Source organism: Agarivorans sp. QJM3NY_25 (assembly GCF_050870875.2).
Classification (GTDB): domain Bacteria; phylum Pseudomonadota; class Gammaproteobacteria; order Enterobacterales; family Celerinatantimonadaceae; genus Agarivorans.
The window spans coordinates 3232447-3259088 of record NZ_CP194041.2 but is presented as its reverse complement, the minus strand read 5'-3'; the positions used below and the strand labels follow the sequence as shown (position 1 = coordinate 3259088).

Below are 26642 nucleotides of genomic sequence, written 5' to 3'. Positions count from 1 at the left end.
ATATATTATATATCTATATTTCATTTTTTCTTTCTTATTTAGTTTATAAAACCGCCTAAGCTGCACAATTCCTGTGTAATATTCTGTTTGTAATATTTCTGTCACTTTTGCTTGCTTCAATGCATCCGCCTTAGACAAGTTGTTTGTCATTATTTAAATGCAAAGAGAAATATTATGAGAAATAAGTTAATCACAGCGTTAAGTATCGCATCTATCCTATTGGCAACCAATGCTTATGCCAGTAATACAGTGACGGTGTCAGGTTCCACTTCTGTATCTGGTATTATGGAAATATTGGCCGAAAACTACCAAAGCACTCAAAATGATGTGGTTGAAGTGCAAAGTACCGGCTCTTCGGCGGGGATCCGTGCTGTTAAAGAAGGGACAAGCATGATTGGTATGTCTTCTCGTGAAGTACAAGATGACGAACTCAATGCTGATACTAAGAAAGTTGTGATGGCGCAGGACGGTATTGCAGTGGCCGTAAACAAGGCCAATGCGGTTCAAAATCTAAGCATTGAACAAGTTAAAAAAATCTACTCTGGTGAGATTAAAAACTGGCAAGAAGTCGGTGGCGCCGATCAAGCGATTGTTGCCGTCACTCGTGAAGTGGGTTCCGGTACTCGTGGTGCCTTTGAAGATATTATGGGGCTCACTCGAAAAATTAATGGGGTAACCGTTACCGCTATTTCCCCTCGCGCTCAAGTGGCCAGTGGCAATGGTGCCATTAAAACCTTAGTGGCGAACAACGTCAACGCCATAGGTTTCATTTCTCTTGGTTCGGTTGACGATTCTCTTACCGCCTTAAACATTGAAGGTGTCGCCGCAAGCAAAGCCAATATTCAAGCTGGTCGTTACGAAATTGCCCGTCCTTTTATTCTGTTAGTCAATACAGACCCCGCACCAGAAGCTCAGCAGTTTGTTGATTACATTATGAGTGATGCCGGCCAAACCATTGTTGCTGAACACGGCTACATCGAAGTTAACTAGGTTTTCCTTTAAAAGCTTAACAAAGGGGCATGAGTATGCCTCTTTGTTGTGCCTTGGGATTGGAAATAAAATCTTATGAATCAAACGGTTATTACGCCACAGGCTGAGTTTAACAACCCAGCATTAGTTGCAGCGCTCAAGCAGTCATCTGAAAAGGTTGACTGGCTTGGACGTTTTTTTAATCTACTCTTTTTGCTGAGCGCACTGATTGGTGTTCTGTCGGTCGCGATTATTGGTTATTTTTTGGTGCTTGAGGGCTTACCAGCCATTCAGTTTGCGGGTTTAAGTCATTTCTTGATCGGAACTGATTGGTATCCGCCGGCCTTATTTGGTGTCGGCGCGATGATTGTGGCATCACTTGTTTCAGCCCTCGGAGCCGTGCTCATTGGGGTTCCGGTTGCGTTGTTAACGGCGGTATTTTTAGCTGAAGTTGCACCGAAACGCTTGGCCAATATGATCCGCCCGGCGGTAGAGCTGCTGGCGGGGATCCCATCGGTTGTTTATGGTTTTTTTGGCTTGGTGATCATTGTTCCGGCAATTGAATCGGTGTTTAAGGTACCCGCGGGTAGCACCATTTTAGCGGCCATTATTGTGTTGGCGGTGATGATTTTACCCACGGTGATTACCATTGCTGAGACTTCTATTCGTGCCATTCCTCGCAGTTATAAAGAAGGATCTTATGCGCTAGGAGCTTCGCCGATATTTACCATTTTTAAGGTGATCTTGCCGGCTGCCCGCTCAGGGATTTTAGCCGGTGTGGTGCTCGGAATTGCGCGCGCCGTCGGCGAAACCATGGCCATTATTATGGTGATGGGAAACTCCCCTGCGATGCCTGGCTCACTGCTTGACTCGGCTCGCTCGCTGACCGCAAACATCGCTCTGGAAATGTCTTATGCAAGTGGAATTCATGCCAGCTCATTGTATTCAACTGGGATTGTGTTGCTGGTTTTTGTGATGTTGTTAAATGGGACCTTGTTAATTTTGAATCGTCAGAGGGTTAAGTAATGCGCCGTCGTATTGAAGATCTGGCTGCTTTAAGCCTCGTTTGGGCCGGAGCAGGCTTGACTATTTTATTTTTGCTGTGGATGTTATGGCACATCTTAAGCAATGGTTTAAGCCATGTAAGTTGGGAGTTTATTAGTTCAAGCTACACCACGATTGGTAAAACCTCGGGTATTTTCTCGATGATTGTCGCCACCTTATATATGGTGCTGCTATCGATAGGCATCGCAGCCCCAATTGGCATTATGACTGCACTTTACTTAACCGAGTATGCCAAGCCCGGGAGCAAAGTTGTCAAGGTGATTGGTTTTTGCACGGAGTCTTTGGCGGGTATTCCATCGATTATTTATGGTTTATTTGGGATGACTTTTTTTGTGGTCACCCTTGGTTTGGGCTTTTCGATTCTGTCGGGCGCGCTCACCTTAGCCATTTTGATTTTACCGGTGATTATTCGGACCACTGAAGAGGCCCTGATTGCAGTCCCACAAGCATACCGAGAAGCTTCTTATGGCTTAGGCTGTTCACGGATCTATACCATCTGGCGGGTGATCCTTCCATCAGCGATGCCTGGTATTGTCACCGCGGTAATTTTAAGTACCGGGCGAGTGATTGGCGAATCAGCCCCTGTCTTTTTAACCGCGGGTATGGTTACCAGACTGCCGGAGTCGGTGTTCGATTCAGGGCGAACTTTAACCGTTCACTTGTATAAATTAACTCAAGAATTGTTCACCGTTCATGAATGGAATCAGGCGTATGCAACTGCCACGGTACTGATTGTCTTGGTTTTAGCCATTAACCTACTGACTAAATTGATCGCGAGTCGATTCAACAAAGCTGCTTACTAAGAGATAGATATGAATAAGTTTGATGTTCAACAACTTGATTTACATTACGGTGATACGCACGCACTAAAGGCGATTGATTTAGAAATTCCTGAGAAACAAGTTACGGCACTTATTGGCCCGTCTGGTTGTGGTAAATCAACCCTGTTACGGACTTTAAATCGGATGAATGATTTAATTGAAAATGTGCGTATTACCGGGCGTGTGCATTTAGAAGGGAAAGACATTTATCAAGAGCGTAATGTGGCTGCGCTACGGATGAAGGTGGGAATGGTTTTTCAAAAGGCCAATCCCTTTCCCATGAGTATTTACGAGAATGTGGCTTATGGGTTACGCGCTCAGGGGATCCGCAATAAGCAGACGCTCGATGAGGTGGTTGAAAATGCCTTGCGCAGTGCCGCCCTGTGGGATGAAGTGAGCGATCGTTTACAGAGTCATGCTTTTGGTTTGTCGGGCGGTCAGCAACAACGTTTGTGTATCGCGCGAACCATTGCAATACAGCCTGATGTGATTTTGATGGATGAACCAACCAGTGCCCTGGATCCCATCGCCACTCATAAAATTGAGGAGTTGATGGAGGCGCTGCGTAAAAAGTTCACCATTGTGATTGTCACGCACTCGATGGCGCAGGCGAAGCGTATTTCAGATAAGACCGCTTTCTTCTGGATGGGGGAATTGGTGGAGCATGGTGATACTGAGCAAATATTTAGCGCGCCAAAGGACCAACGAACCCAGGGGTATGTGAATGGAGACTTCGGCTAAGGCTCGCTGAGGGCTTGATAAAAATGCCGTGATTAGAAAACTCGGCATTTTTATTCCTATAAGCGGGAGTTGAGCTTGCTAAATTTCCAGGTGGGCGCTTGCTGACGCCGTTGCTCACAGCGTTGTAAAACTTCCCGTTTGGCTTGCTCATCCAGCCCACTCCAGGCGCAGATTTCATCGAGTTGCCGAAAACAACCGACGCACTGATCTTTGTCATCCAACGTGCAATGCCGAATACAAGGGGATGCGATAGCTTGTGGAGCGCTCATTGTGTTTTCCTGGTCTGAATTTTCGGTTTTTTCGGCGATCAATGGCGCGCCAAAAAAAATCACCAATGCACGGATCCTTGCATCTAAAGTACAGTATAGCTACCAGCAAATAGATGCGGGGCGCTCAGTGTTTGCCCTTGTCTCAATCTTCTAAGCCGTAAGGTAGCTGAGCAATGGTATAGAGACTCTGTTCATCCCCTTCTAAGCGAAACTTTGCGGTGGCATCCGTATCCTTATTTAACACCGCTAATAGTTCAATATAGCCAGGATCGAGCTGAACGGCCTGTAATACGGTGGCTTTGGCTCGCCAGTTTTCACCCAGTTTTTGTTCTAGACGGTCGCCAGCTTTGGGTAAGAGATCGCCATGTCCGGCAAAGCGCAGCGTCGCTCGCTTGTTGTTGCCGCGATACTTGGCGCGTGCAATGGTTTCCTGACCGGTATAACAGCCTTTGGAAAAGCTAATGGCGTTTAAACACTGTAGGTTTAAGGCTTGAGGAATGAATTGCTGGCTGGTGGCCAGCTCCAGCATGGGGAGGCCGGAGACAATCTGTAACGCGCGCCATAATTGATTGGCGTCGAGTGGGCTGGTTGGCGCATCTTCTCCCCAATTGGCGAGATCGGTAATCACTAAATAGCGGCGTTTGGGACCATCCAGGTGCACACAGATGCCACTATCGATTAAACCACCATAGCTGGCGATATCATCGCCAAAATGTTCCGCGATGTAATGTGGGGCTTCACTGCCAAGTACTGCGATAATCTTCAGCTTGGTTTCGGTTTCGATGGCCACTTTAGAAAATACCGCATATTTCTTTAGCTGGGCTAATTGGCTGTCGGCAAGCGATTTTGGTTGCAGGTATAAGTAGTCATCGTTTAAACGCAGCAGTCGCAATACTGACCACATTTTACCTGTGGGGTCGCAGTGCGCTGCCAGACTTTGTTGGCCCGGATCAAGACTGTTTACGTCACAGCTAAGCTGTCCTTGCAAATAGCTTTGGGCGTCAATTCCACTCACCCTGACTAAATGCCATTGGTCCAGAGGCTGAACTAACAGCGGAGGGAGAGTGCATAAGGTTTGTTGAGACATAGTCGGCTTCCGTTGAGAGCTAGATCAAGCTTATTAGCGTGTAATTTTGTTGCTGAAATGGTATTGTCGTCAATACTTTTGCAGCATTTTTTAACTGGTTATTAACTGTGGCTAATACCGAGTTTACCAGTGTCACTGATGTATACAAGGAACAACATGCAGGAAAATAAATCACGTTTAAAATGGGCTTGTCGTCGGGGGATGTTGGAACTTGATGTATTGTTTATGCCGTTTGTAGATGAAGCTTATGATGATTTGAGTGAGGCGCAAAAACAAACCTTTAAACGCTTACTCGCCTGTGATGATCCTGATCTATTTGCTTGGTTTATGGGTCATAAGGTCTGTGATGATCCGCAACTAGCTGCGATGGTTAATGTTATTCTCAAGCGCGTCAAAGTGTGAATTTAGGGCGACTCGTTCGTCGACTTATTTTGCGCTGATCTGCCTGATGGCTGCGGCGCAAGTCTTGTTGTTATTTTGTTTCCCTCGTTTACTTCCTTTACTCCCTCTGAGTCTTTTTTCGATAGTGCTGTGCTATTGGCATTGGTGGCGGTATCGCCCTAAGGGTTATTTTTCTGCGGAACAGATTGCTTACCAACAAGGTGGGAAAACTGAGGTTTACCAATGGTTAGCGAACTCTCGCGTGGCTTTTACTTGTTGCATTATTATTGGTATTCGCCAAGACCGTTTAAAATTAAATGTGATTTTTGCAGATAGTATTGAGCATGATATTTATCGTAGGATGTGCTTTGTAATTAACTTTCCCATCGAGTCTGAACAACCATAAGGGCGGAATATCGTTGCAACGGTGGTGAATAGTATGAAGGCTTAGCTAAGCTAAGCCTTGTTTAAATCCATCGATTTAGTCTACGTTATCTGGTTCTTGATAAAAGGTGTTTGGATCGAGGATAGTCGGCTTCACGATGTCCAGTTTATCTGGGTAATCCAAATTGTAATGTAGACCGCGACTTTCATGACGGCGCATGGCACAGCCCACGATTAACTCGGCGACTTGCACCAAGTTACGTAATTCTAAGAGATTATTCCCCACTTTAAAGTTTGAGTAATATTCATAGATTTCTTGCTGTAGTAAATGGATTCGATGCATGGCACGTTGTAAGCGCTTGTTGGTACGCACAATGCCAACATAATCCCACATAAATAACCGTAGTTCGTGCCAATTGTGGGTAATGATGACTTCTTCATCTGAATTACTCACTTGGCTGTCGTCCCAAGGCTTAATTTGGTTGCATATACTCACTTCGTTTAGATGTGCTTTTATATGCTGGCTAGCGGAATGAGCAAACACCACGCATTCCAATAGAGAGTTGCTGGCCATTCGGTTGGCGCCATGTAAACCAGTGTATGCCACTTCGCCAATGCCATATAAGTTTGCAATATCCGTTTCGCCATTCAAGTTGGTGACTACACCACCACAAGTATAATGGGCTGCTGGTACAACCGGTATTGCTTGTTTACGGATATCGATCCCGAGATCTAAGCAACGTTGTAAAATAGTGGGAAAGTGTAATTCGATAAACTCATCATCGCGATGGCTGATGTCTAAGTAGACACAGTCTGCACCGAGGCGCTTCATTTCGAAATCGATGGCGCGGGCCACGACATCACGAGGGGCTAATTCTTCTCTGGCATCAAAGTCAGGCATGAAACGAGTCCCATCGGGACGTTTTAATAACGCGCCCTCTCCTCGGAGTGCCTCAGTGAGCAAGAAGTTTCGAGCTTCTGGGTGGTATAAACAGGTGGGATGAAATTGATTAAATTCCATGTTCGCAACTCGACAGCCGGCGCGCCAAGCCATGGCAACCCCATCGCCACTACTGACATCAGGGTTACTGGTGTACTGATAAACCTTGCTTGCACCGCCAGTCGCCATCGCCACAAATTTTGCTTTGACTACATCAACTCGTTCGGTATTTCGATTCCATACATAGGCACCGACAACAGTTTTTTTCGGGTCACCTTCTTTCACAATTAAGTCGACCGCATTAAATCGCTCTAGAATCGTGATATTAGGGTGGCTTAATACCGCTCTGACCAAGGTTTGTTGAACGGCCTTGCCTGTCGCATCGGCAGCGTGCAAAATGCGACGTCGACTATGCCCGCCTTCACGAGTGAGATGATACTGGGCCTCGCCATCTTTGGTGGTCTCTTGATCGAAGGGAACCCCAAGGTTGATGAGCCAGTCGATACAGCGTTTACTGTTTTCTGCGGTGAATCGAACGGTGGCTTCTTCACATAAGCCATCACCGGCGATAAGAGTATCATTGACATGTTCTTCTACGCTGTCATTCTTATCGAACACGGCAGCGATGCCGCCTTGGGCATAATATGTGGAGCCTTCTTTTAGTGGTCCTTTGCTCAGGACGTGGACTTTGGCATAATCTGCCAAGTTTAACGCCATTGTTAAGCCTGCAGCGCCACTGCCTATTATTAGAACATCGCTAGTGTATTCCATTAGATGCGCTCTTATATGAAGTTAAAGGGAAATTTGAGTATATCGTAGTTTAACTGAAACTTACTCAAGTTTGCACTGTCTCACAGAGGCGCAAAAATTTATTTGATGAAAAGAGAACTTTTTTGAAAACAAGTAGTCTGAAGAGATGTGCCGCCAGAGAAGTTACCGACACCCAAGCATTAGGAGGTCGGTAGTTACTGATGTCAGAACAGTGGACAGATCAAGCGTTGGTCGAAAGAACTCAGCGCGGAGATAAGGCGGCATTTAATTTGTTGGTGCAAAAATACCAACATAAGGTGGCTAACCTGGTATCACGTTATATTGTGAATCATGGTGATGTAGCCGATGTAACGCAGGAAGCATTTATTAAGGCTTACCGAGCGTTACCTAATTTTCGTGGTGAGAGCGCATTTTATACATGGTTGTATCGAATCGCCGTGAATACCGCGAAAAATTACATTGTTGCTCAGGGGAGAAGGCCTCCAGCAAATGATGTAGACGCAGATGAAGCCGAGTTTTACGATGGTGCAGAAGCATTGAAAGAAGCTGATACACCAGAAACCTTGTTGCTATCTGAAGAAATAAAAGAGGTAGTTTTTGCTACAATGGAAGGACTACCCGATGATTTACGTACGGCAATTACGCTTCGAGAGATAGATGGTCTTAGTTATGAAGAGATTGCAAGTGTGATGGATTGTCCTGTTGGTACTGTCCGTTCGCGGATATTCCGAGCAAGGGATGCAATAGAGAAGCGGATCCAACCGCTTTTAAGCAGGTAATTTTGGGGATGAGTGACTAATATGGCAAATCAAGAACAGTTATCCGCATTGGTTGATAACGAGTCGACCGACGCATCACTGTTAGAGCTGTTAGCCAACGAGCCAGAGCGTGCTCAGCAATGGAGTAATTACCATTTGATTGGCGATGTGCTTCGTGGGGAAACCCCCAAGAAGATTAATTTGAATATTGCTGATAATATCGCGTTGGCCTTAGAAGATGAGCCCGCCATTGTCGCACCTCGGCCTTCTCATTCTTCTGAAAAAGAATCTTCTGGTAAGTTGGTGCGGTTTTTCAAGTATACGGGACAGTATGCAATTGCGGCATCAGTCGCGGTGGCTGCTATTGTTGGTGTTCAACAGTATTCTTTACAAGTAGCAAGTGATACAGAGCAACCTTTACCGGTATTTAATACTGTGCCTGTCGGTGGTTCGGTTGCTCCGGTTAGTTTGCAATCTAGCCCACAGCCACGCGAGTTAAGTGAAGCCGAAATGATTGAACAACGTAAACGTATTAGTGCTTATTTACAGGATCATCGTTTTCAACAGAGAATAGTAGAGTAGTTATATAACTTATGCGTTTTAAACAACTTTTGATGCCAGTAATTATATTACTGGCATCTTTTTCTGTTTCGGCAGAGAGCACTGATAGTCCCCCTAGCGCTCCTAGTGAGGTCAGCCAAGCTAGCCCCGCGATTAATTTATTACAAGAATATCAACAAGCCTTTCATCAACGTAACTACGAGTTGTCTTTTATCACGGTACGTCAAGGTCATATTGAACCAGTACGGTTAATTCATGGTGTTGTCGATGGGGTTGAAGTTGCGCATCGTGTATATCTCAATGGTCCTGCCAATGAAGGGGTTTATCGTCAAGGTGTTGTGGCTTTTTTTGAACCAGGACAAACACCTTATAGTTTAGCTTCTACTCGTTTACCGGGCATGTTTGGTAATTTGGCGGCTATTGATATTGATGGTTTAACCACGAATTATGATTTAGTGATCGCGGGCAAGAGTAGGGTTGCTGGACGTCCTGCCCAAGTGATGCGGATCGTTCCTAAGTCTTCCGATCTTTATGGTCTGTATTTTTGGATTGATTACGCGACGCAATTACCCTTGCGATTAGATATCGTTGACCATGATGGCGAGCTTGTTGAACAGCAAATGGCTGTCAATTTAGCCGAATTTGAACAACCCACCGCCTGGATGCATGAACTTGCTAGTTTGGATTTACCAAAAGCAGTGGTTGGTAAGCTCCCCGTTGATGAGTCGAAGCAAAAAATTAACTGGCGTTTAGGCTGGCAGCCGGAGGGTATGAAAGTTGCGCAAAAAGAACGACATTCATTATTATTGTTAGCTGAGCCAGTGGATTATCTCAAGTTAAGTGATGGTTTATTTGATATCTCTGTTTATGCAAATGCTATAGGTAAAACCAATCCCTTACGTGAACAATTGGTTCGCCAAGGGGCCACCAGTTTACATACGGTTGTCAGGCAGGGAGTTGAAATTACTGTTGTCGGAGAGATCCCTCCAGACACAGCCTCTAAAATTGCTGATTTTGTGAAATTGGGCCCTTATCTGGAGCTGCCAAGTGAACCTGCCCAATAATTCCAATTTAATTATCGAAACGGCCAAAGTTGTTGCGCTAGAGCAGGGATATGCAGTCGTTGAATGCGTGAGTAAAAGCGCTTGTGGCAGCTGTGGGAGTGCTGAGCATTGTGGTAATAGTTCTATCGCCAAGGCATTTCCTCATCGAGTTCATCGGCTCAGTGTGAAACTTACCGAAGAAGTGCAAGTTGGTGAACAGATAGACCTAGGCCTAAATGCTAAAAACATGCTCACAAGTGCTTTACTGATTTATTTAGTGCCTTTGTTGTGTTTAATTGTTGGCGCGGGTCTTGGGAAGTTTTTGTTTGCGCAGCAATCATCGAATGAATGGGGCGTAGTGTTGATGGCCTTGCTGAGTCTAGGGCTCGGTTTTGTATTCGTTCGTTTATTTGCTAAACGTGTTAGTCGACAGCTTCAATATCGACCTAAGATGCTGAGACGTCACCGCTGAGTGGATTGAACGGTGATGGTAGTTGCTGTTTCAGCGATAAATTGTAACCGAGCCCTTCGGTTGGTGATGCTGCGTTCCCGTATGAGCCATGGTGGCGATGACTCTTTATTGAGTTTGTCCTGTCTAACTATAACGACAAGCGACTGCAAAAATAATAAGCAAAGATTAACAGACCCTAGTATTAAAATCTGATCTTAATTACACTAACGTTATAATCAAATTATAATGTTAGTGAGGTACACCCCAGTGGAAAACAAGACCGCGCGTTTTACAGTGCTGATGGACCCGCGTAAAAAGCAGGCATTTGAGAAGCTATGTGCTTCTCAAGACTTAACGCCGTCACAAGTCGTTAGGCAATTGATCCGAGAATATCTTGAGCAACATAATGTGAGTTATGCTGACAGTGCTACCCATAACCCACAAGTGAAACGTTAGCGCTGCTGTTTTGAGTTATTGTTTAGTAAAACTCGAACCGCTTCATCAAATAACAGAAACATATGCTCGTGGCCAACTAGCTCGATAATTCCTGCTTTCTTCAATTTGGCCGAGACCCGTTGATTGGCTCCAGATAGCAATACATTCACGCCACGACGCTGTAAGCCGCTGATGACTTCTTCTAAGGCTTGCAGCCCAGTAATATCGATAAATGGAACCCATTTTAAACGAATGATAAGGTGTTCAGGATCGCTGTGAGTATAGGCTAGCGCTCGTTCAAAATTTTCAACTGCTCCGAAGAAGAAAGGACCTTCAACCGCAAATACCAATATATTCTCTGGTAATTCTCCTAAGCCTTTCTCTGCAAACTCTAAGGCGAGTTCTTGTGCCGAAGATTGCTTCACTTCAACACTGCTCGCCATACGTCGTAAAAAATGTAAAGTTGCTAATATTACGCCAATATTGACTGCTACAACGAGATCGGCAAATACCGTAAGAGCAAAGGTAATTAATAGGATTAGCACGTCGGCTCGTGGTGCGCGGCGAACCATTTTAATGAAGTGTTTCGCTTCACTCATATTCCAAGCGACAACAAATAAGATGGCCGCAAGGGCCGCTAAAGGAATGTGTTTTGCTAGGGGGGCAAGCACTAACAATATGACTAATAAAGTGATTGAGTGGACAATACCAGCTAAGGGACTGTTGCCACCATTACGAATGTTGGTTGCGGTACGAGCAATCGCCCCGGTTGCCGCGAAACCGCCAAATAATGGCGCTGCTATATTTGCCAGTCCTTGACCAATTAATTCTTGATTGGAGTCATGACGAGTACCCGCCATCCCATCGGCAACCACCGCTGAGAGTAAGGATTCAATCGCGCCTAACATGGCGATGGTAAAGGCTGGGCCAATCAGTTCTATTACTTTCGTCCAGCTTAGTGAAGGAATGCTTAGCTCGGGTAAGCCTTGTGGTATTTCGCCAAAAGCTGAGCCAATTGTGCGTACGCCGTCAAATTGAAAGAATACTTGAATAAGGGTGGTGAGGACGAGCGCAATTAAGGGGCCAGGGACTCGTTTTAATAGCGGTACTTTCGGACTATAAATTACCAGCAATAGGGCAAATATGGCTAGCATGCTAGTGCTAAGATGAAATTGTGGAAGAACATTAATCAGATGATATAGCTTGTTATGGAAATGCTGACCAGTGACCTCAGGTAAACCAAAAAAATCCTTCCATTGGCCGACCCAAATGATGACCCCTATTCCTGCCGTGAAACCTACGATAACAGGCGCTGGAATAAATTTAATGACACTTCCTAGTTTGGTGATCCCCAAAAGCATTAAGATCAGTCCAGCCATGAATGTGGCTATTTGTAATCCTTCAATACCATGCTGGGCGGTGATGCTTGAAAGTACCACAATGAAGGCGCCGGTCGGGCCGGCAATTTGTACCCGGCTACCGCCAAAAATTGAGACCAAAAAGCCTGCGACAATTGCGGTATATAAGCCTTGCTCTGGTTTGGCGCCGGAGGCGATGGCGAAGGCCATCGCGAGAGGAAGAGCAACAACACCAACAATGACGCCTGCAATAATATTACTTACCCAGTTCTTAGGCTTGAGTAATCCCGCTCTTAGCGCTTCGCTAATCGCAATCATTTATCGCTCCAATTTAGAAAGGTATATTACAATTACATTATAATGCGATTATAATTAACGGCAATCATCTTTGCTTTATTATCTAGCTTTATTATCTAGCTTTATTACAGTAAGGGTGGCCTAGAATATCGAATGTATGCTTGTTTAATGTGATGAGCGAATGAGCGATACAATTGCGACTTGTCCTCAAGATGAATCTATCTATGCTTATCATTTGCCATGCATGCTCTGGTAACGGGTCTGAAGTTGATGCGGGGGCATTAGTTGCACAAGACGTTAGCGGCAACTCATTATAAGCTCGAGATTTTGTCCCTATTATTAAGGTTTTGAAGGTGAAGGGATTGTCATCGTTGGCCAAAATTGGCACTACAGTGAAAATTAATCAGCTAGTCTACGGTGATCGCAATATCGATGATATTGGCTAAATGATGCTTAAATTTGAGCTTGTAAAAAGCCTACGTGGACTTTTCTATTTGCTGAAGAGTGATTATTGGTTGCCTGTGCACCAAGAACCGAACGATTAAACAAGCCGAGAGGATTCACGGCTCTCGGCTTGTTTGTTTGATGCTCGACTCGGATCTTATACCGTCAACGATTGGTTTTAATTATTGAACGCCTAAATGCCAACGCTTCGTAAATGCTGGATGTTCTAATTGTTGGTGGCTCGCGATAATTAAAATACCATCGCGTTGCCAGTGCAATAGACCCTGCAGTAGTTGCTCTGTAGAGGCTTGGTCTAAACCTGAAAAGGGTTCATCGAGTAGTAAAACTGGGGTTTTGGCTAACAATAGGCGAGCTAAGGTGAAGCGACGTAGTTCGCCGCCAGATAAGCCGACACCGTACTCACCTAAAATGGTTTGTAGGCCGTGACTTTGTTTGGCTAACCATTCTTGTAAGCCGACTAATGATAATATTTCGGATAACTCCGTATCACTTGCTTTGGGTTTTGCGAGTCTTAAGTCGGCAGCGATGGTTAGCTGGAAGATAAACGGACGTTGCGGCAAGTAGCCAACATATTGATGCCAAGTGTTATCGTTAAACTGGTGCTGTAATTGTTGGTTTAGAGCAATCGAACCTGCTATTTTCGGTATATCGCCAGCAAGGGTTTGCAATAAACAACTCTTGCCAATACCTGAAGGACCGCTTAATAAGACCACGTCGCCAGCCTTAAAGGTTTGGTTTTGCTGGTGAGTGAGAATTGCTTGTGGTTTAAATCCAAAGCATAGATCTGCGATGCTAAAATTCAACTCCGCTTGAGAAAGAATATCGACCGTTTTGCTTGCCGATTCTGTCTTTGCACTTGGTGAGCTTGCGATCAGTTGATTGGTTCTATTTTTGGCTGCGACGCTATAACCGATGGCAAGGTGGAGAGAGGATAAAGCTTGAAAGACCTCAGATAAACCTAACCAAGCTAAGAGCAGAGCCACTAAAATAGCCGGATGCAGTGCTTGCTCGAGGACCATCGATGTTCCAGGCATCGCTAAACAGATTATACCGACTAAAAGCAACAGCTGGGCAAGGCTATCGGCGATGAGAACAGAGAGTTGGAGTCGTTGTTGTAAACGGTTGATTGTCTGTTCATTGTCTGCCACGGTTTGAGCATAGTCTTGCCAGCGACCAAAGGTTAAAAGGGTGGTTAATAATTGCAAACCAATGAGCGTGACTTGTCGACGTTGGCCGTTGTAATTGACTTCTTGCTTGGCTAAATGAATACCCAGAGGCAACATCATAAAGGGGAGTAGTATAAGTCGCATCAGCAGGAGCAAAACGATGCTGAACAATGCACTGGGAAGATAGTAGGCGATGGCTAAACTAAAAAATCCGCCAAGGGCAATAGCCCAGAACCAAGGTGCGATAGCTCGTAGTGGAAATTGGTCAAGTAAGTCAATGTCACTGATTAAACGTTGCAAGGTTTCGGCGCTATCGGGCTGCTCAAATCGCAAAGAATCAGCAATGCTTTGATGACTCAGTCGATGAAAGGTGTTTACCCGCAAATTTTTCAGCAGCGATAATACAGTATGGTGTGATTGTAAACGCTCTGCGTAGCGCCCCGCCGTTCGGGTAATGGCTAAAAACCTGATCACGGCTCCCGGCCGCATGTAATTGAAGCTGCCTGCTTGAATGGCTGCAACCCCTGCCATCGCGGCGGCGCTAATAAACCAACCAGAATACGCCAATAGTAATACGGTGGCTGCAACGGTGAGTAAACCAAGCAGCCCACTGAGGCTCCAGCCTCGCCACTGCCAAACTAATAAGTGACGTAATTTTAATGATTTCATGGTGTCGGCTCTTGTATATGGCAACTGCTTGGCAGCGGTGATAACTCATCAGAATGAGTCATTTTACCTTCGCTCAGATAAATACAAGCGTCTAAAAAATGAAGGTGTTGCCATTGATGGCTCGCGATGAGCAGCGTTTTTCCTCGGCTTATTTCTGCGAGGACTTCGCAGAGTGGTTGAACACTTTGTTGGTCCAGCTCGGCAAAGGGTTCATCGAGTAGCCAAATGGCTTTAGGTTGTAGTAATAAGCGCGCGAGGGCCAAACGTTGTTGTTGTCCACCTGATAGCCCGAGTCCGCTTTCACCGATGGGATAGTCCAAGCCTTGTTGCGTGGTGGCTAACCATGTCCATAAGCCGACTGAAGTAAGGGCTTGAATCATTTCCGTTTCAGTGGCGTTGCGTTTTGCAAGTTGCAAGTTATCGGCAATGCTACCGGGCATCAATTCGGCGTGCTGGTTTAAATAGGCAATGTGTTGCCTTAGTCGGGGCATTTGACTCGCAGATATATCAATTTCATTGACTGTTAAATTACCTTGAAAAGGAAGAAAACCAGCGAATAATTGCAATAGAGTGGACTTGCCGCTGCCACTTGGGCCAGTGATAAGGAGTCGAGATTGAGCGGGAATGTTTAGTTGCTCTAGTGCTAGTCGAGGCGTTTGGGTTTGTCCCACCACAATGTGAGAGAGTGTCAGTGAAAACTGCTTCGCTTGCAGTAATTTTTCTGGTAAATCATGGGTCGCTAAATCTGAGCTTTGTTGGCGGCTCTCGGCTTCGCTGATGGCTCGCCATAATGGTGCTAGTAGTAAGCTCGCCGACTGTGCTTGTGCTTTGGCATGATAATCGTTGCCCAGTTGCCGAAGCGGTTGATAAAACTCGGGCGCAAGCAGCAGGATAAATAATGCTGAAGCATAATCTACAGGAACCACCTGTTTAAGCCAGGGGAGTTCTCCTAACAGACCTAAGCCTAAATATAGGGCGACCAACGCGATTGCCAATGAGCTAAATAACTCTAATACGGCAGTGGATAAAAACGCCAGTTTTAGGACTTGCATGGTACTGCGTTGATATCCTTCCGCTGCGTTAGCAAGGTGTGCTTCAGCAACATGACTGGCATTGAGTCTCTTTAAGATATTCAAACCTAGTAAAAAGTCATACAGTCGACCACTCATTCGACTTTGTACTTGTAGTTGTTTGGTACTGGCTTTGCTCGCTTCTTTGCCAACGAGGATCATAAATAGCGGCACTAAGGGGGCGGTACATAATAATAACGCACTAGCCAATAGGCTGTGTTGACTTACGACGATAGCGATTGTTAGTGGTGCGACTAATACTAGAAATTGCTGTGGCCAATAACGACAGATGTAACCATCGAGTGCGTCGATATGCTCAGTTAATAAACTGGATAGCTGGCCATCACTACCGTATTTGAGCTTCGCGGGCCCTAATAGTGATAAACCTTGCCAAATTTGGTTGCGCAATTGCTGACGTAAATTTCGGCTGGCACCTTGGGCTATAAAGTCTTTGCTACTTAAGAGTATTAATCGAATCAAAAATGCACCACCAAAACCATACCAGAGCAATGGCTCTGGTTGGTTTAGTTGGATCAGTGAGTTAGAAATGAGCGCCAAAAAGTACATTTGCAGAATAAGCAAAGGGATACTGAGTAGCGCGAGTAGGGTTGCGATTAATAGTTGCGGCCGGATTGGCCGCAACCAACTTCTAAGAAGTTGTGATGAATTATTATTGTTCAGGTTCGTCGTCCGAATATCCGTTAAATTCTAGCCACATAGCATTGATAATGCCAAAGGAACAGGCCAGTAGTACACCTAAAATCCAAGTAAAATACCACATAGAATGCTCCTTAATATAGTGAATGAGAGTTATCTCGAATAGTTTGTTCATTGAGGCGACCAAACATTTTGACATAACACCAAATGGTGTAAGCCAATACGATGGGAACAAAAATACAGGCCACTACAAACATAATCTTGAGAGTGAGTTCGCTAGACGTTGCATCCCACATGGTTAGACTATGATTGGGTCGCGAGCTCGATGGCATTATGAATGGGAACATCGCGATGCCACAAGTCATAATAACACCCGCTTGGCCGAGCGAGGAGCAAACAAATGCAATGGCACCTTTGCCCATCTTGCTAAATAGCCCGGTGAATAAGAATGCGCCCACACCTAAAATTGGAAATAGCCATAAAATAGGGTACTTGGAAAAATTACTGAGCCATGCTGCGGGCTGAACCTCTACAGTTTTAGCCACTACATTATTAATCGCGTTGGTATCAATGGTACTGGTAAGGGTATACCCATCGATCCCCATATGTAACCAAAGACCTGCAAGCACAAATATTAGCGTTGCGCCAAAGCCAGCAATAACGCCGATAGATTGGCTTCGTTGCAAAATGACACCTTCGGTTTTCATTTGCAGATAAGCAGCGCCTTGGCTGACAAACATCAGCAAACTTAGAACTCCAACGAGTAAGGCGAAGGGATTCAGTAACGCAAAGAATGAGCCTGTGTAATGGATCCGTAGAAGTTCGTCAAAATGAAATGGAACCCCTTGTAATAAATTACCAAAAGCGACCCCGAAGATAATGGGCGGAACAGCTGAACCAACGGTGAGAGCCCAGTCCCAATTACTACGCCATTTTGTATTGTCTAATTTGGAGCGATAATCGAATCCAATAGGTCGTAAAAATAGCGCGGCCAGAGTCAAGATCATCGCCAAATAAAAACCACTAAATGCTGTCGCATAAACTGGTGGCCAAGCGGCAAATAGTGCTCCTCCAGCCGTAACTAGCCAGACCTGGTTGCCATCCCAATGGGGAGCAACGCTGTTAATCATGACGCGTCTTTCTTCATCGTTTTTACCAACCACTTTTAATAGGGCACCGACGCCCATATCAAAGCCATCGGTAACAGAAAAACCAATCAGTAGTACGCCGATTAACAGCCACCAGATAAATCTTAAAAATTCATAATCCATGTTATAGCTCTCCAAGTTGATCCGTTTCTAAGGCGTATTTACCGGTATGCAATGATGAGGGGCCTTTCCGTGCAAAATGTTGCATTAGCCAAACTTCAATGACAATGAATATGCTATATAAAGTGGTAATTAGACCTAGACTGATCCAAATTTCCGCCGGTGTAAGTAATGAGGCGGCTAAATGCGTTGGTAGTACCTCACCAACGGCCCAAGGTTGACGACCATATTCAGCGACAAACCAACCAGCTTCACAGGCAATCCACGGCAAAGGTAAACTAAATAAAGCCATCTTTAAGAACCATTTCGGTTTGTGTTGAATCCGTTTCGCACTAAACCAAAAGGCGAGTGCAAAGACTAACAACATCAAAAAGCCTGCGGCGACCATGATGCGGAAGGACCAAAACATTGGCGCAATTTGGGGAATACTGTTGTCTACGGCTAATTGTACCTGTTGATCGGTTGCGTTGGCTGGATTGTCTGTATAGGCCGTTAACAATAGTCCGTACCCCAGATCCTGTTTGACTACTTCAAAGGCGGCTTTGGTTTGTTCTGTGGTATCTCCGGCTCTTAGTAATTGTAATAAGCGATAGGCTTCTTTACCGTTGACAATCCGTTCGCGGTGGATTTCTTTCAAGTCTTTGAGACCTAAGACCTGCTCATCAACCGAGCGTGTCGCAATAAGGCCCAATGCATAGGGAATTTTTATTGCGTAGTCTGTGGTTTGTGTTTCACTATTTGGCAGGCCAAACAGAGTAAATGCAGCGGGGGCTGGATGAGTTTCCCACTCGGCCTCAACGGCGGCGAGCTTCACTTGTTGCACATCGCCTAATTCATAACCTGATTCATCGCCAAGGATAATCACCGACACTGAAGAGGCAAGACCAAAGGCAGCTGCAATGGCAAAACTGCGGCGAGCAAAGGCTAAGTCGCGGCCTTTAAGCATGTACCAAGCTGAAATGGCCAATACAAACATTGCGCCAGTCACATAACCCGCAGATACCGTATGGACGAATTTTACTTGAGCGACTGGATTAAATACCACTTCAGCAAAGCTGGTCATTTCCATGCGCATGGTGGTGTAGTTAAACTCTGCTCCGACAGGGTTTTGCATCCAACCATTGGCGATTAAGATCCATAATGCCGATAAGTTAGAGCCCAATGCAACCAGCCAAGTTACAGCTAAGTGTTGAACTTTAGTCAGCCGATCCCAACCAAAAAAGAATAAACCAACCAAAGTTGATTCAAGGAAAAAGGCCATTAAGCCTTCAATTGCCAATGGCGCACCAAAAATGTCGCCCACATAATGTGAGTAATAGGACCAGTTGGTACCAAACTGGAATTCCATGGCTAAACCAGTCGTTACTCCCAGTGCAAAGTTAATACCAAATAGTTTGCCCCAAAACTTAGTCATATCTCGGTAAATCTGTTTACCTGTCATCACATAAACAGATTCCATGATGGCAAGTAAAAAGGTCATACCCAGGGTGAGTGGGACAAATAAGAAGTGGTACATCGCGGTGAATGCAAACTGCAATCGTGAGAGTTCAATAATATCCATAAACCGACTCCGAGGGTTAAATGTAGTCCTACATTAGGACAGTCTAATTTACATATTTAGACAAAATTTAGCTATCTGGGGATTGGCTATTTTGTTGATTTAGATCAATTAGTTTGATGTTTTGTATGTTTTTTCGCAAACTCGAACTGAATAACTGTTTTTTATCAAGGAAATATCATTAACTCTGCTATCTAGAAATCTCTTTGGTTGTTTTTATTCTTGTCATTAATTGTGAATTATGATGCGTTGAGGTTAAGTATTTATTACAGTTTTTGTTCGATATAAATGCGCGGATTATTTTTCTTTTTTAGAGGAAGTGAAGGTTATTGTTGACTTGTTTAAGCTAGCTACTTCTGTGGCGTAATGATCCTTAGCTTGCTTTATTTCCCAATTTACGAGCGTTTGCTAACGGTGCTTTCAAGTTTTATCGTTATTTATTTGGTGTAAAATACAAATTTAAGTTCTTTAAGCTTGCGGGGGCACTCGTCGGATGATCTTTAGTGTTAGTTTTAGCGAGCTTGGTTGTTGATTTGTGTAAAATTATCGATTCGCAATCGTTGTTACAGGACTGAATAATCCTGTAACTGGTGCCTCTGATTACAAGTTATATCACGCGGCTCGTGGTGATTTAGGCCCGCAAGAATGAACAGATAGTGAGTTAGATTGGTAGAATGGCTAACAGCGTTTTTCGAAGCATTGTATTCAATCGTTTTTACTGTTTAATGAGCGATATTGGCTTAGCCTTCTTGCTAATGTGCTTTTCGCCGCGATTAAAAAGCCTGGAATTCGAACCAATTTACAACAGCAGAGAGCAATCGCTCTCTTTCACTGGGATCTGATCCCCTTGAAATAGTCGCGCATTTTTTTTGGATCTTGATGGATTGTGGTAGTATCCGCGTCAACGATATAATGTGCGATTGCCGCATTTTTTAGAAAGGCAAGATTTGATTCTTTAGCCAATGATTTTACATAGGTACCCCCTTGATAAATAAGAATATTCGTAATTTTTCGATTATTGCCCATATTGACCATGGTAAATCGACCCTATCTGACCGTTTAATTCAGCACTGTGGTGGATTGAGTGCGCGCGAGATGGAAGCTCAGGTATTAGATTCTATGGATCTTGAGCGCGAACGCGGAATCACCATTAAAGCGCAAAGTGTCACTTTAGATTACATCGCTAAAGACGGTGAGACTTATCAGCTCAACTTTATTGATACGCCAGGGCACGTCGACTTCACCTATGAAGTCTCTCGTTCTTTGGCGGCCTGTGAAGGTGCTTTATTGGTGGTTGACGCAGCGCAAGGGGTAGAGGCTCAAACTCTCGCCAACTGTTATACCGCGATGGAAATGGATCTGGAAGTTATTCCAGTTCTGAATAAAATCGATTTACCGCAAGCTGACCCAGACCGGGTTGCTGAAGAGATTGAAGATATTGTTGGGATCGACGCGACTGATGCCACCGTATGCTCGGCTAAAACTGGCTTAGGCATTGAAGATGTATTGGAAACGATTGTTCGCGATGTACCGCCCCCAGTCGGTAATAGTGAAGGGCCTTTGCAGGCGCTGATTATCGACTCTTGGTTTGATAACTATCAAGGCGTGGTCTCGTTAGTTCGCATTACTAATGGTGAAATGAAAGCTGGCGAGCGGATGCTTGTGATGTCTACAGGTCAGTCTCATGTGGTCAATGAAGTGGGCATTTTCAAACCGAAACAAACCAGTACCGGGGTATTAAAAACCGGTGAAGTGGGTTACATCGTCGCGGGTATTAAAGATATTTTGGGGGCGCCGGTAGGAGATACGCTTACGACCTTAAAAAATGGTTCTACTGAAGCATTACCTGGTTTTAAAAAGGTTAAACCTCAGGTTTATGCGGGCTTATTTCCCACCAGTTCAGATGAATACGAGAACTTCCGTGATGCGCTCGGTAAGTTAAGCTTAAATGATTCATCGTTATTTTATGAACCGGAGAATTCTACTGCCTTAGGTTTTGGTTTCCGTTGTGGCTTCTTAGGGATGCTGCACATGGAAATTATCCAAGAGCGTTTAGAGCGGGAATATGATCTCGATTTGATCACGACCGCGCCGACCGTGGTCTATCAAGTGGTGATGAATAATGGCGAAGAGTTATTTGTAGATAGTCCAGCCAAGTTACCTCCAACCAATAATATTGCTGAAATTCGCGAACCGATTGCCGAAGTGAATATCTTGGTGCCGCAAGATTATCTTGGCAACGTGATTACGCTATGTGTGGAAAAACGTGGTTTACAAACTAATATGGCTTATCACGGCAAGCAAGTCGCATTAACCTATGAAATTCCAATGGCGGAGGTGGTGCTCGATTTCTTCGATAAACTTAAGTCAACCAGCCGCGGTTATGCATCACTGGACTATAACTTTAAACATTTTCAGGCCGCGAGTATGGTGCGGGTTGATATTATGATTAATGGTGATCGTGTTGACGCCCTAGCGCTTATCACTCATAAAGACCACTCTGAGTCTCGAGGTCGGCAAGTGGTCGATAAGATGAAAGAGCTGATCCCTCGGCAAATGTTTGATATTGCCATTCAGGCTTCGATAGGCATGCATATCATTGCTCGTTCAACGGTTAAGCAGTTACGTAAAAATGTGATTGCGAAGTGTTATGGCGGAGATGTAAGTCGTAAGAAAAAACTACTCGCTAAACAAAAAGCAGGTAAGAAACGAATGAAACAAGTGGGTAATGTTGAAGTACCTCAAGAAGCATTCTTAGCTGTTCTACATATTGGAAAGGACTAATATGGCCACTATATTTCCGCTTATTTTAGTTATCGCAACATTTGTAACGGGTGTTGTTTGGGCTTTAGACAAGTTTCATTGGGCAAAACAGCGACAGCTTAAGCTGCAAGATGCTCGAATTGCTGCTGGGGGTGAGTTACCCAGCAATGCGGAGCAAACGATTAGTAACGCGCCGAGCTGGATAGAAAATTGCAGCTCGGTATTTCCGGTGATCGCCTTGGTGATGATCTTACGCTCGTTTATTTATGAACCTTTTCAGATCCCCTCGGGTTCGATGATGCCAACCTTATTGGTTGGGGATTTCATCTTGGTTGAAAAGTTTGCTTACGGTTTAAAAGATCCAGTGACTCGCACCACTTTAGTACCAACCGGTCATCCAGAACGGGGTGATGTGGCGGTCTTTAAATATCCTCAAGATCCCCGCGTTGACTATATCAAACGTGTGGTGGGTTTACCGGGCGATCGTATCATTTACCGTAATAAACAATTGTTTATTCAAGAAAAATGTGAAAAAGAGCCTTGCCCAGAGTTGCGCCCTGTACCCTTAGACTTTGAGGTTTCTGGACGCTTTAAGCAAGGCTTAATGCCACTTGAAAATTATCGAGAGCAGTTAGCCGAGGTCAATCACGAAATATTGATTAACCCTGCGGCTCCTGACCGAGTGCACTCCTTTTACCAGCAGCCAGGGACTGCTAAAGATGAGTGGATCGTACCTGAAGGGCACTATCTGGCTTTTGGAGACAACCGAGACAACAGTATGGATAGTCGTTACTGGGGCTTTGTGCCAGAACATAATTTGGTAGGTAAAGCGGTCGCGATCTGGATTAGTTTCGAGTTTGAGCGTGGTAAAGATTCATTTTTGCCAACATGGATCCCAACTGGGGTTCGATTTAATCGCATTGGCGCGATCAAGTAAAAGGGTCATGATGAATAGCAACAATCAGGAACGCCTGCAGCGCATCATTGGTTACCAATTTGAAGATGCTAATTTGTTGACGTTGGCTTTGACTCATCGCAGTGCTGGAGGCATTCACAACGAACGTCTCGAATTTTTAGGTGATGCGGTATTAAGTTGGGTGATTGCCGAAGAACTGTATCAGCGTTTTCCTAAGGTTTCTGAAGGCGATCTGAGTCCAATGCGCTCTACTTTAGTGAAGGGGAAAACTCTCGCAGAGTTAGCGCGTAGTTTTGAATTAGGCGAGTATATTAAATTAGGCCCCGGTGAATTAAAGAGTGGTGGCTTTCGTCGTGAATCGATCTTAGCCGACGCAGTTGAAGCGATCATTGGTGCGGTGTATTTAGATAGTGACCCCCAAACCGTGAAGCAATTGCTCCTGAGTTGGTACCAACCTCGTTTAAATAAAATAGAGCCGGGTTTGAGTCAAAAAGATCCGAAGACGCGCTTGCAAGAAATTTTGCAATCTCGTAAGCAAGCTTTACCTGATTATCAAGTGGTTGAGATTAAGGGGGAAGCACATAACCAACAATTTACCGTGAGCTGCAGCGTGGCTGGTTTAGATAAACCGATTATTGGCACCAGTACCAGTCGACGCAAGGCCGAACAAGTTGCCGCAGAATTGGTATTGGAGCATTTACGATGAACTATGATACGCGCTGTGGTTTTGTGGCAATTGTTGGTCGACCGAATGTGGGTAAATCAACCTTGCTGAATACCCTGTTGGGTCAGAAAGTCAGTATTACCTCTAAAAAACCTCAGACCACCCGGCATCGAATTTTAGGTATCGATACTCATGATATCTATCAAACTATCTTTGTAGATACGCCAGGCTTACATATCGAAGAGCAACGCGCGATAAATCGTTTGATGAACCGCGCCGCAACCAGCTCTTTGGGGGATGTGTCGATGGTGATTTTTGTGGTTGAAGGCACTAAATGGACCGCCGATGATGAATTAGTTCTGGGTAAATTGCGGCATTTAAAAGTGCCTGTCGTGCTGGCGATTAACAAGGTGGATAACGTTCAAGATAAAGAATTGCTGTTCCCACATATGCAGGCGATGAGTGAGAAATATTCGTTTTCTCATATTTTGCCTATCTCTGCTAAACAAGCCAAGAATGTTGAGCAGCTGCGCGAGTGGGCGCAACAGGCGCTTCCGGAAAACGTGCACTTCTTTCCCGAAGACTATATTACGGACCGCTCTTCGCGTTTTATGGCTGCCGAAATTGTGAGAGAGAAGTTAATGCGGTTTACTGGTCAAGAGTTGCCCTATTCCACTACTGTGGAGATTGAGCAGTTTAAAATGCAAGAGAATGGGGTTTACCAAATTAACGCACTTATTTTGGTTGAGCGGCCCAGCCAAAAACGAATGATTATCGGGAATAAAGGCGAAAAGCTAAAAACCATTGGTAAAGAAGCGCGATTGGATATGGAAAAATTGTTTGATAACAAAGTATTCCTTGAGATGTGGGTGAAGGTTAAATCTGGTTGGGCTGATGACGAACGAGCCTTGCGTAGTTTAGGTTACGGAGACGACTAAGTTTTGTCAGAGTTAGCGCTTAGCCCCGCGTTTGTGCTGCATACTCGACCCTACCGTGAAACCAGTTTATTGGTTCAGTTGTTTACCCTGGAACAAGGGAAAATTAGTGTGGTGGCCAGAGGGGCGAGGGCAAAGCGTTCTCGCTGGCGGGCTATCTTACAACCCGCAGTTCCTTTACTGGTGGGGTTTTCGGGAAAGACGGAGTTAGCTAATTTAACTCAGGCGGAAGCGACCAACTTGGCTTTTCCATTATTTGGTGAGCATCTATATAGCGCTTTGTACTTAAATGAGTTGTTATATTACTTGCTGGAGGAAAAAACTGCTTATCCTCGTTTGTATCAACAATATCAGCAGAGTTTACTGGCATTGGCGAAGCAACAACCTTTGGAGGCGAGTTTACGTCGCTTTGAATTACAGTTGATCGCCGAACTCGGCTTTGCTTTAAGTGAACCAAGCGGTTTTATTCAAGGTCAAAGTTATCAATATCGTCTCGAGCAGGGATTTATTGCTAGCCCATTGGCTCCTGTGAACGCTGGATTTAGTTATCAAGAAGTGCTGATGTTGCTGAGCTTTGATGCTCAGCAGGCAGAACATTTGGCCTGTGCTAAACGCTTTTGTCGTATCGTCATTGCACAATTACTTAATGGACGTGAATTGACTAGTCGTGCATTATTTAAACAAATTAAAACAACCAATAAAGCGGTTCGTTAACCGCATTGTTGAATAAGGAAAGCTCGTGAGTGAAATATTATTAGGCGTTAACGTCGACCACATCGCTACTTTACGTCAAGCCCGTGGAACCACTTATCCCGATCCTGTATTAGCAGCGGGTATCGCTGAAACCGCAGGCGCCGATGGGATCACCATTCACTTGAGAGAAGATCGCCGGCATATTATTGATCGTGATGTGGCGATCATGAGCCAAACGGTGCAAACCCGACTTAATTTAGAAATGGCTGTGACCGATGAAATGATTGAAATAGCCTGCCAGCATAAACCGCATTTTGTCTGCTTAGTTCCTGAAAAACGTGAAGAACTGACCACGGAAGGGGGGCTGGATATAGTCGGCCAGCTTGAGAAAATTACCGCCGCTGTGGAAAAATTGACAGAAGCAGGCATCCTCGTTTCATTATTTATCGATGCCGATGATGAACAGATTGATGCAGCTGTTGCCTCAGGCGCACCTTTTATTGAACTGCATACGGGTCACTACGCCGATGCTGCAACGGAGTCGGCGCAGCAAGCGGAGCTTAAAAAAATTGCAGCGGCAGCGAGTTACGCCAGTGATAAAGGCCTGAAAGTGAACGCAGGTCATGGCTTGCATTATCACAACGTATTGCCGATAGCCGCTATGCCTGAAGTTATTGAGCTAAATATTGGTCACGCCATTATTGCTCGCGCGGTGTTAGTCGGCATGAGTGAAGCGGTTCGTGAAATGAAAGCCTTAATGGTGCAAGCTCGTAGAGCGGAAGCTTAATTAGTGGCAATTGTTGGTTTGGGCACCGATATTGTGCAAGTGGCTCGAATTGCGCAGAGCAAGCAGTTGGCGGGTTTAGCGAAGCGCATTCTCACGCTTGCCGAGTATCAACGTTTTGAAAACACGCATGCCGCAGAACGCTTTTTGGCGAAACGTTTTGCAGCCAAAGAAGCCGCTGCAAAAGCTTTGGGGACTGGGATTGCCAACGGAGTTGGTTTCCAGCAGATTGAAGTTAGTAACGATGCCTTAGGCAAACCGGTACTGCAATTTTATGGGGCGGCCTTAGCGTTAGTTGAACAGTTAGGGGTCACCAGCCAATTTATTAGTATTAGTGATGAACGTGAGTACGCCGTTGCGACGGTAATTTTGGAGCGTTAAGTTTTGGAGAAAAAAATTGATTGAGCGATATCGAGTACAGCTAGATTTATTCGGTTTGATGAAACTCATGGCCTTAGTTGGTTTTGGGGTCGGTATTATTGCTGGTTTAGCCTTAGTGATTTACACCTTAAGCCAAGGGGGGAATGTAATTCAGGTGTTGCTTCCTATGATTATCTCTCCCTTTAGCAATGCTTTGGTGACGGCTATTTTTGGGCTGGTGAGTTACCCTTTTTACAATTGGTATTGTAAGCGGAATCGCGGCCAAATATTGACCGGGCGTTTCCTAAAAGATCAACAAAGTCAAACCGATATTTAACCAATA

29 protein-coding genes are annotated in these 26642 nt (G+C 44.9%); 20 read left to right on the top strand and 9 right to left on the bottom strand.

Annotated features, from left to right (window positions below; genetic code table 11):
* The first annotated feature begins 174 nt into the window (after positions 1-174).
* From ACRRSW_RS14885 to pstB, 4 genes are all read left to right on the top strand, one after another.
* Positions 175-990: a phosphate ABC transporter substrate-binding protein gene (locus ACRRSW_RS14885; RefSeq protein WP_432459731.1), complete on the top strand. Its 816-nt coding sequence runs from the start codon at positions 175-177 to the stop codon at positions 988-990.
* 75 nt (positions 991-1065) lie between these two features.
* Positions 1066-1995 (top strand): phosphate ABC transporter permease subunit PstC, encoded by a 930-nt coding sequence (gene pstC / locus ACRRSW_RS14880; protein ID WP_432452450.1) that lies wholly within the window; start codon positions 1066-1068, stop codon positions 1993-1995.
* A complete protein-coding gene (gene pstA / locus ACRRSW_RS14875) occupies positions 1995-2837 on the top strand; it encodes a phosphate ABC transporter permease PstA (RefSeq protein ID WP_432452451.1) in 843 nt (280 codons plus the stop codon). The genes pstC and pstA overlap by 1 nt, the downstream gene beginning before the upstream one ends.
* Positions 2838-2846: 9 nt before the next feature.
* Entirely contained in the window at positions 2847-3596 is a 750-nt protein-coding gene (gene pstB, locus ACRRSW_RS14870; RefSeq protein WP_432452452.1) for a phosphate ABC transporter ATP-binding protein PstB, read from the top strand.
* Between the two features lie 56 nt (positions 3597-3652).
* Here the strand turns inward: pstB and ACRRSW_RS14865 are convergent, their stop codons facing one another.
* Both ACRRSW_RS14865 and ygfZ read right to left on the bottom strand, forming a co-directional pair.
* Positions 3653-3865, bottom strand: coding sequence for a DUF1289 domain-containing protein (locus ACRRSW_RS14865; protein ID WP_432452453.1), 213 nt, complete (start codon positions 3863-3865; stop codon positions 3653-3655).
* 142 nt (positions 3866-4007) lie between these two features.
* Entirely contained in the window at positions 4008-4952 is a 945-nt protein-coding gene (ygfZ, locus tag ACRRSW_RS14860) for a tRNA-modifying protein YgfZ (RefSeq protein ID WP_432459730.1), read from the bottom strand.
* A 156-nt stretch (positions 4953-5108) separates the two neighbouring features.
* Between ygfZ and ACRRSW_RS14855 the strand changes: the two genes are divergently transcribed.
* On the top strand, positions 5109-5354 hold the full coding sequence (locus ACRRSW_RS14855; protein ID WP_432459729.1) for a succinate dehydrogenase assembly factor 2: 246 nt from the start codon (positions 5109-5111) through the stop codon (positions 5352-5354).
* Entirely contained in the window at positions 5326-5739 is a 414-nt protein-coding gene (locus ACRRSW_RS14850; RefSeq protein ID WP_432459728.1) for a hypothetical protein, read from the top strand. The genes ACRRSW_RS14855 and ACRRSW_RS14850 overlap by 29 nt, the downstream gene beginning before the upstream one ends.
* A gap of 75 nt (positions 5740-5814) precedes the next feature.
* Here the strand turns inward: ACRRSW_RS14850 and nadB are convergent, their stop codons facing one another.
* Positions 5815-7428, bottom strand: coding sequence for an L-aspartate oxidase (nadB, locus tag ACRRSW_RS14845; protein ID WP_432459727.1), 1614 nt, complete (start codon positions 7426-7428; stop codon positions 5815-5817).
* 200 nt (positions 7429-7628) lie between these two features.
* Between nadB and rpoE the strand changes: the two genes are divergently transcribed.
* From rpoE to ACRRSW_RS14820, 5 genes are all read left to right on the top strand, one after another.
* Positions 7629-8207: an RNA polymerase sigma factor RpoE gene (gene rpoE, locus ACRRSW_RS14840; protein WP_432452458.1), complete on the top strand. Its 579-nt coding sequence runs from the start codon at positions 7629-7631 to the stop codon at positions 8205-8207.
* A gap of 21 nt (positions 8208-8228) precedes the next feature.
* On the top strand, positions 8229-8768 hold the full coding sequence (locus tag ACRRSW_RS14835) for a sigma-E factor negative regulatory protein (RefSeq protein ID WP_432452459.1): 540 nt from the start codon (positions 8229-8231) through the stop codon (positions 8766-8768).
* Between the two features lie 32 nt (positions 8769-8800).
* Positions 8801-9811 carry a MucB/RseB C-terminal domain-containing protein gene (locus tag ACRRSW_RS14830; RefSeq protein ID WP_432459726.1) on the top strand — a complete coding sequence of 337 codons (1011 nt, stop codon included), beginning with the start codon at positions 8801-8803 and terminating at the stop codon, positions 9809-9811.
* Positions 9795-10262 (top strand): SoxR reducing system RseC family protein, encoded by a 468-nt coding sequence (locus ACRRSW_RS14825; RefSeq protein WP_432452461.1) that lies wholly within the window; start codon positions 9795-9797, stop codon positions 10260-10262. Before ACRRSW_RS14830 ends, ACRRSW_RS14825 begins: the two co-directional genes overlap by 17 nt.
* 246 nt (positions 10263-10508) lie before the next feature.
* Positions 10509-10697, top strand: a complete 189-nt coding sequence (locus ACRRSW_RS14820) for a CopG family transcriptional regulator (RefSeq protein WP_432452462.1) — start codon at positions 10509-10511, stop codon at positions 10695-10697.
* On the opposite strand, the gene ACRRSW_RS14815 is transcribed toward ACRRSW_RS14820, so the two are convergent.
* Positions 10694-12352 (bottom strand): SulP family inorganic anion transporter, encoded by a 1659-nt coding sequence (locus ACRRSW_RS14815; RefSeq protein WP_432452463.1) that lies wholly within the window; start codon positions 12350-12352, stop codon positions 10694-10696. The genes ACRRSW_RS14820 and ACRRSW_RS14815 overlap by 4 nt on opposite strands.
* Positions 12353-12684: 332 nt before the next feature.
* On the opposite strand from ACRRSW_RS14815, the gene ACRRSW_RS14810 reads away from it, so the two are divergent.
* Positions 12685-12777: a hypothetical protein gene (locus ACRRSW_RS14810; protein WP_432469366.1), complete on the top strand. Its 93-nt coding sequence runs from the start codon at positions 12685-12687 to the stop codon at positions 12775-12777.
* Between the two features lie 180 nt (positions 12778-12957).
* On the opposite strand, the gene ACRRSW_RS14805 is transcribed toward ACRRSW_RS14810, so the two are convergent.
* The 5 genes from ACRRSW_RS14805 to ACRRSW_RS14785 are packed head-to-tail and all read right to left on the bottom strand — an operon-like array spanning position 12958 to position 19187.
* Positions 12958-14631 carry an amino acid ABC transporter ATP-binding/permease protein gene (locus ACRRSW_RS14805; protein WP_432452464.1) on the bottom strand — a complete coding sequence of 558 codons (1674 nt, stop codon included), beginning with the start codon at positions 14629-14631 and terminating at the stop codon, positions 12958-12960.
* Positions 14628-16343 (bottom strand): thiol reductant ABC exporter subunit CydD, encoded by a 1716-nt coding sequence (gene cydD / locus ACRRSW_RS14800; RefSeq protein ID WP_432452465.1) that lies wholly within the window; start codon positions 16341-16343, stop codon positions 14628-14630. Before cydD ends, ACRRSW_RS14805 begins: the two co-directional genes overlap by 4 nt.
* Positions 16344-16371: 28 nt before the next feature.
* Positions 16372-16482, bottom strand: a complete 111-nt coding sequence (cydX, locus tag ACRRSW_RS14795; RefSeq protein ID WP_432452466.1) for a cytochrome bd-I oxidase subunit CydX — start codon at positions 16480-16482, stop codon at positions 16372-16374.
* Positions 16483-16492: 10 nt separating this feature from the next.
* Entirely contained in the window at positions 16493-17629 is a 1137-nt protein-coding gene (cydB, locus tag ACRRSW_RS14790) for a cytochrome d ubiquinol oxidase subunit II (RefSeq protein WP_432452467.1), read from the bottom strand.
* A gap of 1 nt (position 17630) precedes the next feature.
* The gene (locus ACRRSW_RS14785) at positions 17631-19187 is read right to left on the bottom strand and encodes a cytochrome ubiquinol oxidase subunit I (RefSeq protein WP_432452468.1); all 1557 of its coding nucleotides are present in this window, start codon (positions 19185-19187) and stop codon (positions 17631-17633) included.
* Positions 19188-20168: 981 nt separating this feature from the next.
* Here ACRRSW_RS14785 and lepA point away from each other — a divergent pair.
* The 8 genes from lepA to ACRRSW_RS14745 are packed head-to-tail and all read left to right on the top strand — an operon-like array spanning position 20169 to position 26636.
* Positions 20169-21968 (top strand): translation elongation factor 4, encoded by a 1800-nt coding sequence (lepA, locus tag ACRRSW_RS14780; RefSeq protein ID WP_432452469.1) that lies wholly within the window; start codon positions 20169-20171, stop codon positions 21966-21968.
* A gap of 1 nt (position 21969) precedes the next feature.
* Positions 21970-22884: a signal peptidase I gene (gene lepB / locus ACRRSW_RS14775; protein ID WP_432452470.1), complete on the top strand. Its 915-nt coding sequence runs from the start codon at positions 21970-21972 to the stop codon at positions 22882-22884.
* 10 nt (positions 22885-22894) lie between these two features.
* The gene (gene rnc / locus ACRRSW_RS14770) at positions 22895-23569 is read left to right on the top strand and encodes a ribonuclease III (RefSeq protein ID WP_432456165.1); all 675 of its coding nucleotides are present in this window, start codon (positions 22895-22897) and stop codon (positions 23567-23569) included.
* A complete protein-coding gene (era, locus tag ACRRSW_RS14765; RefSeq protein WP_432459725.1) occupies positions 23566-24465 on the top strand; it encodes a GTPase Era in 900 nt (299 codons plus the stop codon). Before rnc ends, era begins: the two co-directional genes overlap by 4 nt.
* A gap of 3 nt (positions 24466-24468) precedes the next feature.
* Positions 24469-25176: a DNA repair protein RecO gene (gene recO, locus ACRRSW_RS14760; RefSeq protein WP_432452472.1), complete on the top strand. Its 708-nt coding sequence runs from the start codon at positions 24469-24471 to the stop codon at positions 25174-25176.
* A 25-nt stretch (positions 25177-25201) separates the two neighbouring features.
* The gene (pdxJ, locus tag ACRRSW_RS14755; protein WP_432452473.1) at positions 25202-25942 is read left to right on the top strand and encodes a pyridoxine 5'-phosphate synthase; all 741 of its coding nucleotides are present in this window, start codon (positions 25202-25204) and stop codon (positions 25940-25942) included.
* Positions 25943-25945: 3 nt separating this feature from the next.
* A complete protein-coding gene (gene acpS, locus ACRRSW_RS14750) occupies positions 25946-26320 on the top strand; it encodes a holo-ACP synthase (protein WP_432452474.1) in 375 nt (124 codons plus the stop codon).
* A 16-nt stretch (positions 26321-26336) separates the two neighbouring features.
* Complete coding sequence (locus ACRRSW_RS14745; RefSeq protein WP_432452475.1) at positions 26337-26636, top strand: hypothetical protein; 300 nt, start codon at positions 26337-26339, stop codon at positions 26634-26636.
* The last annotated feature ends 6 nt before the right edge of the window (positions 26637-26642 follow it).